The organism is Roseovarius atlanticus (genome assembly GCF_019802205.1).
GTDB classification, from domain to species: Bacteria; Pseudomonadota; Alphaproteobacteria; order Rhodobacterales; family Rhodobacteraceae; genus Roseovarius; species Roseovarius atlanticus_A.
Genome location: NZ_JAHVHQ010000004.1, coordinates 721,326 through 739,382, shown reverse-complemented (window position 1 = coordinate 739,382; position 18,057 = coordinate 721,326). Strand labels below are relative to the sequence as shown.

Annotated in this window: 15 protein-coding genes; 10 read left to right on the top strand and 5 right to left on the bottom strand. The window is 66.7% G+C overall.

The genetic code is table 11. The features are described 5' to 3' along the window. Window positions 1–2: 2 nt before the first annotated feature. Window positions 3–449: a TadE/TadG family type IV pilus assembly protein gene (locus KUV49_RS20240; protein ID WP_222452702.1), complete on the top strand. Its 447-nt coding sequence runs from the start codon at window positions 3–5 to the stop codon at window positions 447–449. After that, window positions 436–2,214, top strand: coding sequence for a TadG family pilus assembly protein (locus KUV49_RS20235; protein WP_222452701.1), 1,779 nt, complete (start codon window positions 436–438; stop codon window positions 2,212–2,214). Before KUV49_RS20240 ends, KUV49_RS20235 begins: the two co-directional genes overlap by 14 nt. Before the next feature lie 14 nt (window positions 2,215–2,228). Here the strand turns inward: KUV49_RS20235 and KUV49_RS20230 are convergent, their stop codons facing one another. The 3 genes from KUV49_RS20230 to KUV49_RS20220 all read right to left on the bottom strand — a co-directional run bounded on the left by KUV49_RS20230 (window position 2,229) and on the right by KUV49_RS20220 (window position 5,165). Continuing rightward, the gene (locus KUV49_RS20230) at window positions 2,229–2,789 is read right to left on the bottom strand and encodes a helix-turn-helix transcriptional regulator (protein WP_222452700.1); all 561 of its coding nucleotides are present in this window, start codon (window positions 2,787–2,789) and stop codon (window positions 2,229–2,231) included. 181 nt (window positions 2,790–2,970) lie between these two features. After that, on the bottom strand, window positions 2,971–4,473 hold the full coding sequence (dacB, locus tag KUV49_RS20225) for a D-alanyl-D-alanine carboxypeptidase/D-alanyl-D-alanine-endopeptidase (protein WP_222452699.1): 1,503 nt from the start codon (window positions 4,471–4,473) through the stop codon (window positions 2,971–2,973). Window positions 4,474–4,550: 77 nt separating this feature from the next. Beyond that, a complete protein-coding gene (locus KUV49_RS20220) occupies window positions 4,551–5,165 on the bottom strand; it encodes a nicotinate-nucleotide adenylyltransferase (RefSeq protein WP_222452942.1) in 615 nt (204 codons plus the stop codon). Window positions 5,166–5,346: 181 nt separating this feature from the next. On the opposite strand from KUV49_RS20220, the gene KUV49_RS20215 reads away from it, so the two are divergent. The 3 genes from KUV49_RS20215 to KUV49_RS20205 all read left to right on the top strand — a co-directional run bounded on the left by KUV49_RS20215 (window position 5,347) and on the right by KUV49_RS20205 (window position 10,494). Beyond that, window positions 5,347–7,200: a putative bifunctional diguanylate cyclase/phosphodiesterase gene (locus KUV49_RS20215; protein WP_222452698.1), complete on the top strand. Its 1,854-nt coding sequence runs from the start codon at window positions 5,347–5,349 to the stop codon at window positions 7,198–7,200. A gap of 79 nt (window positions 7,201–7,279) precedes the next feature. After that, entirely contained in the window at window positions 7,280–8,935 is a 1,656-nt protein-coding gene (gene ettA / locus KUV49_RS20210; RefSeq protein WP_222452697.1) for an energy-dependent translational throttle protein EttA, read from the top strand. A gap of 416 nt (window positions 8,936–9,351) precedes the next feature. After that, window positions 9,352–10,494: a hypothetical protein gene (locus tag KUV49_RS20205; protein WP_222452696.1), complete on the top strand. Its 1,143-nt coding sequence runs from the start codon at window positions 9,352–9,354 to the stop codon at window positions 10,492–10,494. Between the two features lie 34 nt (window positions 10,495–10,528). Here the strand turns inward: KUV49_RS20205 and KUV49_RS20200 are convergent, their stop codons facing one another. Continuing rightward, entirely contained in the window at window positions 10,529–10,846 is a 318-nt protein-coding gene (locus tag KUV49_RS20200; protein WP_222452695.1) for a BrnA antitoxin family protein, read from the bottom strand. Between the two features lie 149 nt (window positions 10,847–10,995). On the opposite strand from KUV49_RS20200, the gene KUV49_RS20195 reads away from it, so the two are divergent. Together KUV49_RS20195 and KUV49_RS20190 are read left to right on the top strand one after the other, a co-directional pair. Beyond that, window positions 10,996–12,162 (top strand): geranylgeranyl reductase family protein, encoded by a 1,167-nt coding sequence (locus tag KUV49_RS20195; protein WP_222452694.1) that lies wholly within the window; start codon window positions 10,996–10,998, stop codon window positions 12,160–12,162. A gap of 118 nt (window positions 12,163–12,280) precedes the next feature. Then, window positions 12,281–12,844 carry a L,D-transpeptidase gene (locus KUV49_RS20190; RefSeq protein ID WP_152493436.1) on the top strand — a complete coding sequence of 188 codons (564 nt, stop codon included), beginning with the start codon at window positions 12,281–12,283 and terminating at the stop codon, window positions 12,842–12,844. 190 nt (window positions 12,845–13,034) lie between these two features. Here KUV49_RS20190 and KUV49_RS20185 read toward each other — a convergent pair whose 3' ends face one another. Beyond that, window positions 13,035–13,712, bottom strand: coding sequence for an arylesterase (locus KUV49_RS20185; RefSeq protein WP_222452693.1), 678 nt, complete (start codon window positions 13,710–13,712; stop codon window positions 13,035–13,037). On the opposite strand from KUV49_RS20185, the gene KUV49_RS20180 reads away from it, so the two are divergent. The 3 genes from KUV49_RS20180 to KUV49_RS20170 all read left to right on the top strand — a co-directional run bounded on the left by KUV49_RS20180 (window position 13,711) and on the right by KUV49_RS20170 (window position 17,913). After that, entirely contained in the window at window positions 13,711–14,409 is a 699-nt protein-coding gene (locus KUV49_RS20180; RefSeq protein ID WP_222452692.1) for an ABC transporter ATP-binding protein, read from the top strand. The genes KUV49_RS20185 and KUV49_RS20180 overlap by 2 nt on opposite strands. Next, window positions 14,406–16,907: an ABC transporter permease gene (locus KUV49_RS20175; protein WP_222452691.1), complete on the top strand. Its 2,502-nt coding sequence runs from the start codon at window positions 14,406–14,408 to the stop codon at window positions 16,905–16,907. The genes KUV49_RS20180 and KUV49_RS20175 overlap by 4 nt, the downstream gene beginning before the upstream one ends. Window positions 16,908–17,001: 94 nt before the next feature. Next, window positions 17,002–17,913 (top strand): inositol monophosphatase family protein, encoded by a 912-nt coding sequence (locus KUV49_RS20170; protein WP_222452690.1) that lies wholly within the window; start codon window positions 17,002–17,004, stop codon window positions 17,911–17,913. Window positions 17,914–18,057 lie beyond the last annotated feature (144 nt).

The window sequence follows — 18,057 nt, the reverse complement described above, 5'->3', positions numbered from 1 at the left end:
CCATGACCCTGCTCCGCCTCGCCACTGCCGCCCGCCGCTTCGCCCGCCGCTTCGCCCATGACACCTCCGGCGCCGTCGCCATCGAGTTCATGCTGATCGCGCCGATCCTGCTGGCGCTGATCCTCGGCATCATCACCCTGGGCTTCTACATGGGCGTCAGCCATTCGGTGCACCAGCTGGCCGCCGGGGCCGCCCGCGCCTCCGTCGCCGGCCTCGACGAGACCGAGCGGCGCGACATCGCCACCACCTACCTCGCGCAGGGCGCCACCCGATATCCCCTCCTCAAGGCCGAGGCGCTGACCTCTTCGCTCGACTATTCCGGCACCGCCACGGGCAGCATCACCGTCAACGTGACCTACGCCGCCGACGGCACCCTGCTCGACGTGGCCAACGGCTTTCTCAACCTCGGGATCGAGACGATCCGGGGACGCGCCTATGTCGCTTACTGACCGCCTCGCCCGCTTTGCCCGCGACGAGTCCGGCGTCGTCGCCATCATCGTGTCGCTGATGCTGACGGTGCTTTTCGGCTTCGTAGCCCTTGGCGTCGACGTGGCCGCGCTCTACCGCGACCGCGCGCGCCTGCAGGCCGCCAGCGATCTCGGCGCACTCAGCGCCATGGCCGATGCCTCCGCCGCGCGCCCCCGCGCCGAGGACGCCATCGTCCGCAACGGGCGCGCCGCCGCCACTCTGACCGACCTGCAAACCGGGCGCTACTTCCGCAACCCCGCCATCCCCCGCACCGAGCGGTTCGTGGCCTCCGAGGGCGAGACCGCGCCGGTCAATGCCGCCTTCGTCACGCTCACCGACGACTCGCCGCTCTATTTCGGCCAGATCTTCAGCGGCGCCTCCACCGTCGCGCTCAATCGCAGCGCCCTGGCCACCCGCACCGGCGCGGCCAGCTTTTCACTGAACAGCCACCTGGCCGACCTCGACCCCGCCGCGCTCAACGCCGTGCTCACGGCGGAATACGGCGCCGGGGCGCAGATCGACGCGGGCGATCTCGCCCTGCTGGCCGAGGCACAGGTCAATCTGGGCACCCTGATGGAGACCCTCGACGCCCTCACCGGCGGCACGTCGCGCAACCCCGCCGAGGTGCTGGACCTCGCGACCACCGCCGACACCCTGCTCGACGCACTTGCCTCCGACCTTCCGCCCGCCCTCGCCGGCAGCCTCGCCGGGCTTGCCAGCGCCGCCGCAGGTCAGGACATCGACGTCGCCGCCGTCGTCGGCGGCATCGACACCCGCCTGGGCCTCACCGCCACCGATTTCCTGACCGAAATCGACGTCACGGCCCTCAATATCGTCAAGGCCGTGGTCGCCGCCGAGGCCATCGAGACCGCCTCCCTGGACCTCGACCTGAACGTGGCGGGCATCACCGGGGTCGACGCGCGGCTTTCGGCCGGCGAGCCGCCCGCCCGCTCGGGCTGGGTCGCCCTGGGCGAGGACGGCGTGCAACTGCACCGCGCCGCCGCGCGCCTCGCCCTCGACATCGACGCCGATCCCGGCCTTCTGACCGGGCTCGCGCCCGAGGTCACGTCCACCGGCCTGCGCCTGCCGCTCTACGTGGAACTCGCCGGCGCCACCGCCTCGCTGGAAGAGATCAACTGCACTGCCGCGCGCGCCTCGGATCTCGCGGCGTCCGTCTCGGTCTCGCACACGCCCCTGCACCCCGCGAACGGCACCTCGGTCGCCGCGCTCTACCTCGGCACCCTGCCCACGGGCACCGGCGCCACCGCCGCGATCGACCCGGCCAGCCTCGGCTTTGCCGACCTTCTGACCGTTCACATCGCGATCCCGGTGCCGCTCCTGCCCGACCTGGTGCTGGCCGACCTCGTGATCCAGGCCCGCAGCCACGTCGCCCTGGGCCGCTCGAACACCGACACCATCACCTTCACCCGCGGCGACGTGGCCGCAGGCGACACCGTCCGCAGCTTCGGCTCGGAACAGCTGGTGACGAACGCCGTCAGCACGCTTCTGTCATCTGAGACCACCGAGATCCGTGTGAAGCCCGACCAGCAGGACCTGGTCACCGGGCTTGCGGCGCCCGTCGTCGACACCCTGCTCGCCAACCTTCCCGGGCAGCTTCTGGCCGCGCTCACCACGCCGGTCGACGGCGTGGTCGACGGCGTGCTGGCAGATGTGGGGCTAAAGCTCGGCGCGGGCGAGCTGACCCTGACAGGCCACCACTGCGAACTCATCCGTCTGGTGCAGTAAGCCCCGCCGCGATGTCAGGCGACGTTCTGCTTGCGGCGCCCGACCAGCGGCAGCGCATCCTGCGTGCTGATCTTCGTCGCCGGTTCCTCGGCCTCGCGCGCCATCGACACGACCTCGTCGGTGACGAAGGCGATCAGCTGATACCGCGATTCGAGCCCCGATTTCTGATAGATCCGGCCCAGCTGCGATTTCACCGTGGTGATGGCGCTGCCCCGCATCTCGGCGATCTCGCTGTTGGAAAACCCCTTGGCCACGAAAATCGCCACGTCCGCCTCGGCCTGCGACAGGCCCCAGTCCGGCGCATGGCGCAGGATCACCGTTTCCTTGGCGATGGGCTCGCTCATGCCCGGGGCCAGCTTTTCCTTCCGCTTCTGCACCACGTGGCGCGCCAACTGCGTGCAGGCGACATAGGCCACCACCGCCGTCAGCGCGAAAAACAGCGCAAAAAGCCCCGAGACGACCGCCACGCTCGGCGCGGCCTCGGCGTCCCCAAAGGCAAAATGAAGAACCAATAGCGTCTTCAGGGCCGCGATGACCGAAACCAAGACACATCCAAATACCCAAATCCGTGACATCGCGTCACCTCCTGTTCGCGTTATTCCGCGGGCAACCTCACCGCAAATTGAGGCAATTTTGAGGTAACTGTTTCTAAATTGTCGACGATTTGGGGCTCCATGCACGCACTGGCAGATTCTCCGCACTCTCGTGCAGGCAAAAGTGGTCCGCGCACGCCTTTGCCCGGCCCCGAACCCCGCCTCACCCGGCGTAAAGAGCGCTCCAGCGCTCGATCAGCGCCTGCTGAAGCCGCTTGGACCGGCCGTTCCAGCTCGCCGCTCCCGGCGGGCGCGACTCCGACGTGCTGTCGATGGGCTCGCGCAGCTCCTGGTTGGCCGTCATGATCGCAAAGGCCAGCTCGGTGTCGTCGGGCGCCGTGGCATAGCCCGCAAGCGTGCTGACGAAATAGAGCGTGCCCGTCTTGGCGGCCACCTTGACCGGATGGTCGGGCATCGGCGCGCCCTGGCCGTCGCGCATCCCGAACGGCTTCAGGATCGGCTTCAACAGACCGTCGCCATGCACCCGCGCCAGCGCCCGCGCCATCGCCTCGGGCGTCACCCGCGACGTCTCGCCCAGGCCCGAGTGATCGACCAGCGTCGCGCCGGTGATGCCCAGGCTTTGCTGCGCCCAGGCCGTCATCTCGGCCCCCGACGCCGCCAGGTCCACGCTTTGGCCCAGCCGCGCCCGCGTCGCCGTCAGCCCGACCAGCTCGGCGGTCAGGTTGTTGGAATATTTCAGCATGTCCTGCAGGATCGGCACCAGCGGCTCGCTCTGGTGGCGCACCAGGACCTCGCCCTCGGGCGCGGCCTCGACCGGCTCGCCGGCCGTGACCGTCACGCCCTGCGCCTGCGCCAGCGCGGTGAACACCTCGACCGCATATTCGCCGGGCCGCCGCACCGGCAGCCAGCGTGATCCGCCATTGCCCAGCGCGCCCGACGCCACGGTCCAGGCATCGTGATCGCCCCCGTCCTCGTAGGTATAGACCGGCCCCTTGCGCTGCGCGACGCGCATCCGCGCCACCCGCACCGACGGGCGATAGCGGTCAGACCGCGCGTCCATCTCCACGGTGTAATCCCCGCCAGAGCGCTTCCACTCGAAATGCACCCGGTTGAAATTCAGGTTCAGCCCCGACAGCGACGGGTTATAGCCCACATGCAGGGGCTGTTCGTCGTCGATGAACCGGGTAAAGGCCAGCGCCCCGGCCCAGGCCCGCACGTGGCCGGTCACCCGGTTGACCCCCGCCTTCTTCAGCCGCGCCGCCATGTCGGCCAGCCCGTTGGTGTCCAGCACCGGGTCGCCGCCCCCGGCCAGCACCACGTCGCCGTCCAGCACGCCGTCGGTCACCGGCCCGGTCGCGATCAGCCGCGTCTCGAAACGATAATCCTCTCCCAGCGTCTCCAGCGCATAAAGCGCGGTGATCGCCTTCATCACGCTGGCCGGCGGCAGCGGAATATCCGCCGCGTGGCCTTCCAGCACCTTGCCGGACTTCACGTCGATCACCGAAAAGCCGACATCGCCGCCCAGCTTGGCCCGCTCGATCAGCGCGTCGGCACTCGGCACCGACCGCTGGCGGGCCGCCTCCGCGCCGCCCTCGGGGCGCAGCTGCGGGCGCAAGGACACCTTGGGCGCATTGGCCAGCGCGCCGCCGGCCAGGCTGGCCAGCGCGGTCGTCAACAGGAAACGTCTGGAAATATCGCGTCGCATGGGCCCAATTAACCCAAGCGCGGCGGGTCACACAATCGGCAATTCCGCCATCCCGGCCCCAGGTCGCGACGTTGCGATCAACTTTCCGAAAGATCGCCCCAGTCGCCCCGCGCCCTGAGGGCGGTCGACGACAGCGCGCTCATCGGCACGTTGACGAAACACCACGCCGGCGCGGTGGCAAAGCGCAGCGCCCGCGACTGCCGCGCCGGGATGCGCGCGGCGCGATAGATCCGCGCCGGTTTCGACATCCGCGCCGAGATCCGCTGCCCGGGCCGGGCCAGCACGCCGATCGGCACCGTCTGCATGATCCATTGCCAGTCCTGCCAGTGCTCGAACTGCGCCAGGTTGTCGGCCCCCATCAGCCAGACGAAATGCACATGCGGCCGCATCCTTTGCAGCACCGCCAGCGTCTCGGCGGTATAGCGCGTGCCGACCTGCGCCTCGAAATCGCTGACGTGGATGCGCGGATGATCCACCAGCGCCCGGCACGCCGCCATCCGCCGCTCCAGGGGCTGCGGTCCGCGCGCCTTCAGCGGGTTGCCGGGGCTCACCAGCCACCACACCCGGTCGAGGCCGAAGCGGCGCAGCGCCTCGCGGCTGATATGTACATGGCCCGCATGGGGCGGGTCGAACGATCCCCCCAAAAGCCCGATCACCATCCCGGGCCGCGTCATCGGCAAGCGCAGGCGCATGTCCTCTCCCTTCGCGTCGCCCCTGAAATCGCCGGGATGCGGCGGGATGTCCAGCCTTTTCACCACCGCCCGCGTCCCCGGGATTCGGCGCAATTTTAGGGATTTAGCCTTTGCAGGCGCACCGATTGTTAAGCGTCGCGTGGCATGACGAGACCCGGTGAGAGACGGCACGAGGTTGGGCGTGGCAGAGCCAAGCGACACAGCGCACCCGCATCCTGCCGATGCGGCGCAGGATCCGGCTGCGGACGGGCCCGGCCCGCCGCCGCCCGGCGCCGACCTGCCCTTCTGCCCGCAATTCCTCCACCGCACCCGCGACGCCATCATCCTCCAGGACATCGAGGGGCATCTGGAATGGATGAATCCCGCCGCCGAGGCGATGTTCAACGTCAGCCTCGACGCCGTGCGCGGGATCAAGGTGATGGGCCACGTCCTGCCCGACGGCGCCCGGGTCGATCCGGCCAAGATCGCCGCCTTCCGTTATGACATCGGCAGCAGCCTCTTCGACCGCACCCACCTCGCCCGGCACAAGCGCGTGGGCGGGCAGGAGTTCTGGAACCTGCACAGCTTCACGCTCCTGGCCACGCCCATGGGGCCCAAGGTCGCCGTCACCTGCCGCGACGTGACCGAAACGGTCGAGGCCGAACAGTCCCTGCGCCATGCCAAGGCCCGGCTGCAACACGCCGCCCATCACGACCACCTGACCGGGCTCGCCAACCGCAAGCGGCTCACCCAATACCTCGCCTCCGACATCCTGCGCCGCGCCCTGGCCGAGCGGCGCGTGGGCGTGCTGCATCTCGACCTCGACAAGTTCAAGGAAATCAACGACACGCTCGGCCATGCGGCGGGCGACGCCGCGCTCCGGCACGTGGCCGACCTCCTGCGCCGCTTCTGCGGCCCGCAGGACCTCGCCTGCCGGATCGGCGGCGACGAATTCCTGCTGGTCTGCCTCGGCACGGCGACCGAGGACGCCCTGCTGACCCGCGCCGAACTGCTGCTCGGGGCCACCCACGACCCGCTGATGTGGAACAACCAGGCGATCCGCGTGGGCCTCTCCATCGGCGCCTGCCTCACCCAGGACAGCACCGAGGGCGGCGAGGCGCTCATCCACCACGCCGATCAGGCTCTTTATGAGGCCAAGACCCGCGGTCGCGGTCGCGTCATGCTGTATACCCCCGCCCTGGGCCAGTTTCAGATCGCGCAGAACCGGATGACCCGCGAATTGCGCCTCGCCACCGCGGAAAAGCAGCTGACCGTGCACCTGCAACCCCAGCTCGACCTCGCCCGCGGCCGCATCACCGGCTGCGAAACGCTGCTGCGCTGGAACCATCCGCGCCTGGGCCAACTGCCCCCCGGCGCGTTCTTCGAGACCGCCCGCCGCGCCGGCGTGCTGGCCGATCTCGACTACCAGTCGATGCACCTGTCGCTCGACGCGCTCATCCGCCTGCACGCGGCGGGCTTCGACGACCTGACCCTCGCGCTCAACGTCTCGGCCGAGGCGCTGACCGACGTCAACTATCCCGGCCTCCTCGACTGGGCACTGCAATCGCGCGGGCTCAAGCCCTCGCAGATCTGCGTCGAAATCACCGAGACCACCATTCTTCAGGGCGGCGGGCGCACCATCGCCGCGGCCGTCGACCGGCTGAAACGCATGGGCGCCCGCGTGGCGCTCGACGATTTCGGCACCGGCTACGCGGGCCTCGCCCATATCTCGGAAATCGAGGTGGACGAGATCAAGCTCGACTGCTCGCTCACCGCCAACCTCGCCACCGATCCGCGCAACCGCGCCATCGTCCGCTCCATCATCGAGCTGTGCCGCAAGCTCGGCACCCATGTCACCGCCGAAGGGGTGGAGACCGCCGAACAGCTGCGCCTCCTGCGCGTCGCCCGCTGCCCCGCGATCCAGGGCTTCGTGCTGGCCCATCCCCAGCCCTGCGACGACATGATCGCCTGGCTCTCCGCCAACCTGCCCCTGCCCGCCGATTTCGGCAAGGACCCGGACGCCCCCCGCGTCACCCGCCTGCACCCCGGCGCGTGACGCGTTATCCCGTTTGAATTTGCCGTCCGGCGCGGTTACATGACGCGCAACGCATCCTTTTTCGAAAAGAGCACGGACCATGGCAGCCTACCAATACGTCTACCACATGCAGGACGTCTCCAAGACCTACCCCGGCGGCAAGAAATGCTTCGAGAACATCCATCTCAGCTTCCTGCCCGGCGTGAAGATCGGCGTCGTCGGCGTGAACGGCGCCGGTAAATCCACCCTGATGAAGATCATGGCCGGCCTCGACACCGATTACACCGGCGAGGCGTGGTCGGCCGAAGGCGCCAAGGTCGGCTACCTGCCGCAGGAGCCCGAACTCGACCCCAACCTTTCCGTGCGCGAGAACGTCATGCTGGGCGTCGCCGCCCACAAGGCCAAGCTGGAACGCTTCAACGAACTGGCGATGAACTACTCGGACGAGACCGCCGACGAGATGGCCGCCCTCCAGGACGAGATCGACAGCAACAACCTCTGGGATCTCGACAGCCAGGTCGACGTCTCGATGGAGGCGCTCCGCTGCCCCCCCGACGACGCCGACGTCACCACCCTCTCGGGCGGGGAAAAGCGCCGCGTGGCCCTCTGCAAGCTCCTGCTCGAGGCGCCCGACATGCTGCTCCTCGACGAGCCCACCAACCACCTCGACGCCGAAACCATCGCCTGGCTGCAACAGCACCTGATCGACTACAAGGGCACGATCCTCATCGTCACCCACGACCGCTATTTCCTCGACGACATCACCGGCTGGATCCTCGAATTGGACCGCGGCCGCGGCATCCCCTACGAGGGCAACTATTCGGCCTGGCTGGAACAAAAGGCCAAGCGGCTGGAGCAGGAAAAGCGCGAGGACAAGTCCAAGCAGAAGACGCTGGAACGCGAGCTGGAATGGATGCGCCAGGGCCAGAAGGCCCGCCAATCCAAGCAGAAGGCCCGGATCGAACGCTACAATGAACTGGCCAACCAGTCCGAGCGTGAAAAGGTCTCCCGCGCCCAGATCGTCATTCCCAACGGTCCCCGCCTCGGCGGCAAGGTGATCGAGGTCGAGGGCCTGCAAAAGGCCATGGGCGACAAGCTTTTGATCGAGGACCTGACCTTCTCGCTGCCCCCCGGCGGCATCGTCGGCGTGATCGGCCCCAACGGCGCCGGCAAATCCACGCTCTTCAAGATGTTCACCGGGCAGGAAAACCCCGACAAGGGCGAGATCACCTATGGCGACACGGTGGAACTCAGCTACGTCGACCAGTCCCGCGACGACCTCAAGGATGGGGAAACCGTCTGGGAAGCCATCACCGGCGGCGCCGAGATCATCCAGCTGGGCGACGCCCAGGTCAATTCCCGCGCCTATTGCTCGTCCTTCAACTTCAAGGGCGGCGACCAGCAGAAGAAAGTCTCGCTCCTCTCGGGCGGCGAACGCAACCGCGTCCACATGGCACGGCTGCTGAAGGAAGGCGGCAACGTCCTCCTGCTCGACGAGCCCACCAACGACCTCGACGTCGAAACCCTCCGCGCGTTGGAAGACGCACTGGTCGATTTCGCCGGCTGCGCCGTGGTCATCAGCCACGACCGCTTTTTCCTCGACCGCATCTGCACGCATATCCTCGCCTTCGAGGGCGAGGCGCACGTGGAATGGTTCGAAGGCAACTTCGAGGATTACGAGGAAGACAAGAAACGGCGTCTGGGCCCGGATGCGCTGGAGCCGAAGCGGATCAAGCACAAGAAATTTGCGCGGTGACATCCGGCTTGCAGCCAGATGTCACCCCTGCGCGAAAGCGTTTCCGCAGGAACTGCGTGCGCACCCCGTCAATCTGCCGGGCACCGTCTTGCGGCCCGCCGTCCCGGACTTGATCCGGGACCTCCGGCCCCCGAGATCCTCGGGTCAAGCCCGAGGATGACGTAGGGTGGGTGAAAACCCACGCGTCCTCGCAAACAAAGCCGCGCGAGCGCCAGACCGCGGGCAGGCGACCAACAGGCATTCAACGCACTTCATCCCCGCCAAATCCGCAAAACCTACAATCGAGGCGCTTACGTGAGCCAATCGCCAGCCCGGGGGGCGGTCTGGCGATCGCGCGGCGGCCTGCGGCCTTGATTCCGCGCATATGCTAAGTAAGGTCACATACAGCACAATAGAATACGGATTGTTTGGCTTCCTTGGCTTTTAAACTGCTGTCACAAAATGACTTTGACGAAATATTCGAGGGCAAAGATTGTTTCTGCGGAAGCGGTGCATCTTATGAAGTATGCCATAGAGAAAAGAAGTACCGAAATCCTAAAGAGATCGCGCTTGACCAAAATCGCTTCATGCACCGTTCGAGAAGGTGTCCCGTTGTAACCGAAGGTAGGAACTGTGAGAAGCCAGTAATTGCGTCTCACTCTCAGCAACGCCGTGGACCTCTAAAGCTTCTAACCGAGAACGGCCACGTACTAGGCTTCTCAGGTGGACCCAACGCAGGACCTCGTGGAGAGAGCACTCCAGAACTGACAAAGATAAGTGCAAGGAAGGCTTCTACCTTTCCCGGCCTATGCGCGGAGCACGATGCGCAATTGTTCCGAGACATCGAAAACCAGGAACTGAAACCGAACTACAAAACTGCGCTGGGGTTGGCCCGCCGGAACACGCTTTACGAAGCAGTCGTTCACACCGACGCCACCCTTTTCCTCAATTGGCTACAGACAGTCCCGACTTTCGACTTTCAAATGAACACTGCTGGGTTCACGGCTGAACTAGATAACATGAGGCATTACGCTGCCTACAATTGGTATCTCGCAACGCTGATTTCGAAAATCGAAACCAGAAAAAGTGCACGGAAGCTGTACTTCTTCATAGCTAAAATAGACGCTTGTCTACCAATGTCAGCGACGGGTTGTTTTTGTATTGAAAACGACCTCGATGGCGTCAAGCTTCAGAAGTTTTCTGATACCAAGCGTAAATTTTCTTATGCTCAGATTTCGGTCTTACCGCAAGGTAACGGTACTACGATTTTTTCAATTTCATCGACTAATGATCGTGACATGCATACGTCACGAAAATTTCTAGAAAGCTTCGCAAGATGCGGAGCCGAAGAGTTGTCCAACGCAATACTGCGAACGGCGCTCGAATACACTGAAAATATATATTTCAAGGAATCGTGGGTGAAAACACTTTCTGAAACCCAAAGAAATTCTTTGTGTCAACGATTTGATGATGCGGCCTATTTTAAAGTCGGCCTCGAGAAACCGGACTTTTCGCTAGCTCGCCCCCTAGACATTCAACTCGAAGGCAAAGTCGTCGCATCATTGCTGAAAACAAACTGATGAAGAAGTAAGTGCTAGAGTGGGTATTTCACCCTCAGTCCCCAACCCTCTCCCTCAAAACCTCCTCCAACCGAACCTCCTTCGCCAGATGCATCTGCATATACGTTGCCAGCAGCCGGTTGATCCGCCCCTGGTAGCCTTTCCCCATCGCCCGGTAGAACCTCACCACCGACCGATCCAGGTAGAGCGTCACCTTCTCCTTCGGCTCCTCCACCGGCACGTCCATCTCCAGCGTGTGCCACGCCTCCGGGATCTCCTCGGCGATGGTGTCGGGGATCCAGCTTTCCTGCTGCAGATAGATCAGGCTCTGCATCAGGCTGGCACGGGCGGCGCGTTCGGTCTTGGTGGGCATGTCGGGCTCCTCTGTGACGAGCCCGCATCCTCGCCCAGACCCCTTACCAACACTTAACCCCACCGCACCGTCGCAGTACCACCCGGATACCGACGCGAAACCGACACGTCTTTTCGCCCCCCTCAGGATGCTCTATCTGACCTCTCACGATGCCCGATTTCGACCTTGTCATCCTCGGCGCCGGCCCGGCCGGTACCGCCGCCGCCAGAGAGGCCCGCCGCCTCGGCCTCACCGCCGCGCTGGTGGACAAGGCCGTGTTTCCGCGCCCCAAGCTCTGCGGCGGGCTGGTCACCGGCCGCTGCGCCGCGCACCTGGCCGAGATCTTCGGGATCGAGATCACCCCCGACCTTTTCGAGACCCGCCGCAACTTCGAATTCCACCTGCACGATCAACCACTTGGCACGCTCGAAAACGTCCCGCCCCTGCACCTGACCATGCGGTGGGATTTCGATCACCGCCTCCTGCAAGAGGCCCTTGCCGCCGGGGCCGCCGACTATACCGGCCACCGCGTCGAGACCCATGACCTGACGGCGGGCCGCCTCACGCTGGCCAGTGGCGAAACCCTTACCTACAAGCTCCTCATCGCCGCCGACGGCGTGCAAAGCCCCACCGCCAAGGCCTTGTTCGGACAGCCTTTTTCCCGCGACACCATCGGTTTCGCGCTCGAGGTCGAGGCCCCCTCGCAGGCCCCGACCGAGGCCACCCCAATCCGCATCGACTTCGCCGCCGCCGACTGGGGCTACGGCTGGTCCTTCCCGAAAAAACACAGCACCACCATAGGCTTGGGCGGCCTGCACGCCCGGAACCCGCAGATGAAAGCCCACCTTGCCGCCTATCTCGCCAGGCTGGGCACCGGCCAGAGTGCGCCGGTCAAGGGCCACTTCCTGCCGTTCGGCGCGCCGAAACCCAAGCCGGGCAAGGGCAACGTCCTGCTCGCGGGCGACGCGGCAGGCCTTGTCGATCCGATCACCGGCGAGGGGATAGGCCACGCCATCCACTCCGGCGCGCTGGCCGCGCGCGCCGCGAAAACCGCGCTGGATCAAGGGGATGCCGGGCGCGCCCTGGCCCTCTACACGAAGTCCACACAGCCCATTCGCCGCGCCATCGCGCAGGCCCGCATCCTGCGGCCGCTGATCTTCTCGGCCCGTCTCCAGCCCTTCTTCGCCCGCACCTTCGCCGCCTCGCAGACGCTGAAACGCGACTACATGCACCTGCTTTCGGGCGACATGGAATATCCCGCCCTGCTGCGCCGCACCGCCCTGCGCCTGCCCCGCGCGGCAATCCGTTACCTCTCTGCCGCAGCGTCGCGAAACTGAGACCCGGGGGTCACAGAATCGCTTGCCCTGCCGCCATTCACTTGTTTTTGATTTCTAAATGCTCATGTGGCGGAATATCGCCATATTCAATCTGCCGCCGTTTCGAGGGGAAGAAAACATGATAAATCGCCGCCAATTCGTGGCCACCGCCGCCGCGGCCGCCACTGCGCCCGCCCTGCCTGCCGTCGCGCAATCGTTCCAGATCGCTCCGAAATACATGCCGCAGGATGTGAACATCTCGGCCAGCTACGCGCCCGGCCAGATGCTGATTCTGCCCAAGGCGCATTTCCTTTACCTGATCACCGAACAGGGCCGTGCGCGCCGTTACGGCGTGGGCGTCGGCAAGGCCGGGCTGGAATTCACCGGCCGCGCCACCATCGACGTCAAGAAAAAGTGGCCCACCTGGCGCCCGACGCAGGAAATGATCGAGCGCGAGCCCAAGACCTATGCCAAGTTCAAGGGCAACGACTACGTTCAGCCGGGTGGCAAGGGCAACCCCCTGGGGGCGCGCGCGCTCTACCTCTTCCAGAACGGTCGTGACACGTATTTCCGCATCCACGGCACCACCGCGCCCCGATCGATCGGCCGCTCGGTCTCCAACGGATGCATCCGCATGATCAACGAGCACGTGATCGACCTGTACGAGCGTGTGCCGCTGGGAACGGTGGTCACGGTTCTCTGAACCAAAGCCCGTAGGGAACCAGCCGCGCGATTGCCAGAGCGCGGGCTGGCGACCTGAACGTGTTTCAGGGCACTTTATCGTAGCCCTATCCGAGAAAAGAATATTCGACACGCATACGGCACCCAATCGCCAGCCCGTCCGGGCGGTCTGGCGATCGCGCGGCGGCCTGCGGCCTTTATTCCGCGCGCCCTCACTCCACCCGCTCGGCCAGCTCCGCCACCGCGGGTCCCATCGCCTCCACGATCCGGGCCACGCCCTCGGCATTGGGATGGATCCCGTCCGACTGGAAATAGCCCTGCAACTCGGACGGATCGCCCTCGCCCAACCCCTTGAAGAAGCTCTCGAAATAAAGCGCGCCGAACTCTTGCGACAACTCGGGATACATCGCGTCGAACGCCGCCTTGTAATCCGGCCCGAAATTCGTCGGCGCCTGCATCCCCACCAGCAGCACCGGCAGCTCGCGCCCCTGGGCCACCTCCAGGATCGTCCTCAGGTTCGCCCGCGCCTCGCCGGGATCCAGCCCGCGCAGCATGTCGTTGCCGCCCAGCGCCACGATCATCGCGTCGACCTCGGGCGTCAGGCTCCAGTCTACCCGTGACGCCCCGCCCGCCGTGGTGTCCCCCGAAACACCCGCATTGATCACCTCTGCGGCCACATCGTTCTCTTCAAGCCAGTCCTGAAGCTGCGGCACGAACCCGTCCGCCTGCGCCAGCCCATAGCCCTGCGTCAGGCTGTCGCCCAGCGCCAGGATCGTCACCGGCTCTTCACCAAATGCCGGTAAACCAAGGAAAACAAGCGCCGCCACCTTGCCCGCCAAGGCCCGGACCCCATATGTGAAACGACTAAAAACAGACAGGCAGAACCCCATGACAGACCCCGTGTTATCGCTGCGCGAGGCGGCTCTATCGCTGCAAGGCAATGCCGGCCCCGTCGAGATACTTGAGGCGATCAGCCTCGATGTCCACCGCGGCGACACCCTCGGGCTGGTGGGGCCGTCCGGCTCCGGCAAATCCTCGCTCCTGATGCTGATGGGCGGGCTGGAACGCGCCACCGGCGGCACGGTCACGGCCCTGGGGCACGACCTGACCACCATGTCCGAGGATGCGCTGGCTCGCCTACGCCGCGACCATATCGGCGTGGTGTTCCAGTCCTTCCACCTCATCCCCACCATGACCGCGCTTGAAAACGTCGCCACCCCGCTGGAGCTTGCCGGCGCGCCCGACGCCTTCGCCCGCGCCGAGGAGGAACTGACCGCATTGGGCCTTGGCAAACGCCTGAACCACTACCCCTCGCAGCTTTCGGGCGGGGAACAACAGCGCGTGGCACTGGCCCGCGCCGCCGCCCCGCGCCCCGATATCCTGTTGGCGGACGAGCCCACCGGCAATCTCGACAGCACCACCGGCACCGCCATCATCGACCTTCTGTTCGGGCTGCAGGAACGCCACGGCGCCACGCTGGTGCTGGTCACCCACGATCCCGGCCTCGCCGACCGCTGCGCCCGCGTGGCCGAGCTCAGCGACGGCCACCTCACCGAACGCCAGCCCCCCAAGGCCCGCACCGCATGAAACTCCGTCTCGCCGCACGCCTCGCGGGCCGCGAATTGCGCGGCGGCCTGCATGGCTTCCGCATCTTCCTCGCCTGCGTGATCCTCGGCGTCGCGGCCATCGCCGCCGTCGGTACCGTCCGTGAAAGCATCGCCGAGGGCCTCGCGCAGGAAGGCGCCACGCTTCTGGGCGGCGACGCCGAGATCGAACTGACCTACCGCTTCGCCAACCCGGACGAGCTTGCGTGGATGCAAGACACCGCCACGCGGGTCTCCGAGATCGCCGATTTCCGCTCCATGGCCGTCTTCGGCGAGGAACGCAGCCTGACGCAGGTCAAGGCCGTCGACACCGCCTATCCTCTTGTCGGCACGGTGGACCTCTCCCCCGACATCCCCCTGGAGCAGGCGCTGGCCGATGACAGCCTCGTCATGCACCCCACCCTTGCCGACCGCCTGGGTGCCGCCCCCGGCGACACCGTCACGCTGGGGTCCAAATCTTTCACGCTCCGCGCTCTCATTGAACGCGAACCCGACAGCCGCACCGGGGGCTTCGGCCTCGGCCCCCGCACCATCGTCCTGCGCAGCGCGCTGGACGGCGCAGGATTGCTCGAACCCGGCACGCTTTTCTCCTCGCATTACCGCCTCGACCTGCCCCCCGGCACTAACCTCGACGCCACGCGGGCAGAGGCCGAAACGGCGCTCGAAGGCAGCGGCATGCGCTGGTCCGACGCCCGCAACGGCGCGCCCGGCGTGGCCGAATTCGTCGAGCGTCTCGGCGCGTTCCTGATCCTCGTGGGCCTTTCCGGCCTCGCGGTCGGCGGCGTCGGCATCTCCGCCGCCCTGCGCGCCTATCTCTCGGGGAAAACCCAGACCATCGCCATCCTGCGCAGTCTCGGCGCGGATCAACGCACGATCTTCCTCACCTACCTGATGCAGGTCGCCGTGCTGGGCGTCCTTGGCATCACCCTGGGCCTCGCCCTCGGCGTCGGTCTGCCCGTGCTCCTGTCGCCGATCATCACCGCGCAACTGCCCGTGCCTGCCGTCTTCGCCGCCTATCCCGGCCCAATGGCCGAGGCCGCGATCTACAGCGCCCTCAGCATCCTCATCTTCACCCTCTGGCCGCTGGCCCAGGCGCGCGATATCCGGCCCGCCGCGCTCTACCGTGACGCCGACACCTCCGGCACCCTCCCCGGCGCGGGGTTCATCCTCACCACCGCCGCCCTAATCGCAGCCCTCGTCTGGGTCGCCGCCTGGTTCTCCGGCAATTCAACCCTCACTTACTGGACCGCCGGTTCCATCGCCGCCGCCCTCGTGGTGCTGGCCCTCGCCGGTCTCGCCCTGCGCGCCGCCGCCCGCCGCCTGCGCCCGCTCGCCCGGGGCCGTACCGCGCTCGGCTGGGCGCTCGGCGCCATCGCCGGGCCGCGCAGCACCGCCAGCGCCGTGGTCCTGTCACTCGGCCTCGGCCTTTCCGTGCTGGCCGCCGTGGGCCAGGTCGACCGCAACCTGCGCGACGCCATCACCCGCGACCTGCCCACCCGCGCGCCCAGCTTCTTCTTCGTCGACATCCAGCGCGACCAGATGCCCGACTTTTCCGCCCGGCTCGACAGCGACAAAGGCGTCACCCGCGTCGACGCCGCCCCCATGCTGCGCGGCATCATCTCCGAGATCAACGGCCAGCCCGCCGCCCAGGTCGCAGGCCAGCACTGGGTCCTGCAAGGCGACCGCGGCGTCAGCTATGCCGCCGCCCTGCCCGAGCGCAGCACCCTCACCGCCGGCGACTGGTGGGGCGAGGATTACGACGGCCCGCCCCAGGTCAGCTTCGCCGCCGACGAGGCGCAGGAAATGGGCCTGAAACTCGGCGACGAGATCACCCTAAACATCCTCGGTCGCGATCTGACGGCCGAAATCACCTCGTTCCGCGAGGTCGATTTCTCCACCGCCGGCATGGGCTTCATCATGATCCTGAACGAAGCCGCTTTGGTGAACGCGCCCCACAGCTATATCGCCACGGTCTACTCCGACGCCGAGTCGGAAACCGCCATCCTCCGCGACCTCTCGCGTCAGTTCCCTAACATCACCGCCATCTCGGTGCGCGACGCCGTCACGCGGGTCAGCGACCTTCTGGGCAGCCTTGCCTCGGCCACCGCCTGGGGGGCCGCCGCCACGCTGCTCACGGGCTTCATGGTCCTGATCGGCGCCGCCGCCGCCGACGCCCGCGCCCGCAGCTACGAGGCGGCGATCCTCAAGGTGCTGGGCGCCAGCCGCGCGCGCATCCTCTGGGGCCTCTCCTTGCGCGCCGCGCTCCTGGGCGCGGCAGCGGGCAGCGTCGCCCTCGGCGCGGGCATCGCCGGCGCCTGGGCGGTCAGCCATTACGTCATGGAAACCTCCTTCGCCATCGCATGGCCCCCCGCGCTCGGCATCGTCGCGGGCGGCGCGCTCATCAGCCTGCTGGCCGGCCTCGCCTTTGCCCTCGGCCCCATCTCGGCCCGCCCCGCCCAGGTCTTGCGCAGCCGCGAATAACCGCCCGCGCCGCCCCTGACCCGGTTGCGATCCGGCGCCCGGGATGGCACGTCACGACCAACCCGAACCACCCCCGAGTCGAAGGAGCGCGCCCATGTCCGCAACACAGTCGGAAACCCTTCCCATCCCCGTCTCCTCGCCGCTGACCAACGCCCAGAAGGCGGCGCTCATCAACCTCGTCCGCCGCGCGGCCAAGGCCGAGATCATGCCCCGCTTCCGCAACCTCGCCAGCGCCCAGGTCACCACCAAATCCGGCGCCGAGGACCTGGTGACCGAGGCCGACCACGCCGCCGAGGCGATGCTGTCGCGCGGCCTGCAACAGATGTTCCCCCACGCCCTGATCGTGGGCGAGGAAGCCGCCAGCGCCGACCCGTCGCTGCGCGGAAAACTGGTCGAGGCCGACCTGGCCTTCATCCTCGATCCGGTCGACGGCACCTGGAACTTCGTCAACGGCCTGGCCATGTTCGGCGTCATCGTCTCGGTCACCCGGTTCGGCAAGCCCGTCTATGGCCTGCTCTACGATCCCGTGATGGACGATTTCATCGCCGCCGAAGAGGACGGCCCGGCCGAAATGACCCGCGCCACCGGCCGCGCCCGTCCAGTCTCGACCTCGCAAGGCGGCGAGGTGGACGCGCTCTCGGGCTACATGCACTACTACCTCATGGACCGCGCCGCGCAGGCGCAGCTGGCCCCGCTTCTCCCGGAATTCGGCCGCACCGGATCGCTGCGCTGCTCGTGCCACGAATACCGGATGTTGGCCCAGGGCCAGGCCGATTTCCTGCTCTCGTCCACGCTCAACCCGTGGGACCATGCGGCGGGCGTGCTGATCGTCCAGCGCGCGGGCGGCGTGGTGCGCATGCTCGACGGGCGCGACTACAACGCCGGCATCGACACCGGCTACCTGCTTGCCGCCCCCGACGAGTCCAGCTGGCAGAAGCTACACGCGGTGCTCAACCCGCGGCTCGACCCGGCAGCCGAGCCGCCGAAAGCCGGAAAAGGCGACTGATCGGCGCTCTTTTCACCCTTGAATTGAAACGTCACAATCGGGCCATTTTCCCGGAACCCGGCCCCGCGCCCGGCGTTATGTCCACACTGCATATCGATCGCGCCAACAAGCCTTCGGAACAGGCAAGACGCCGCCGCGATACGG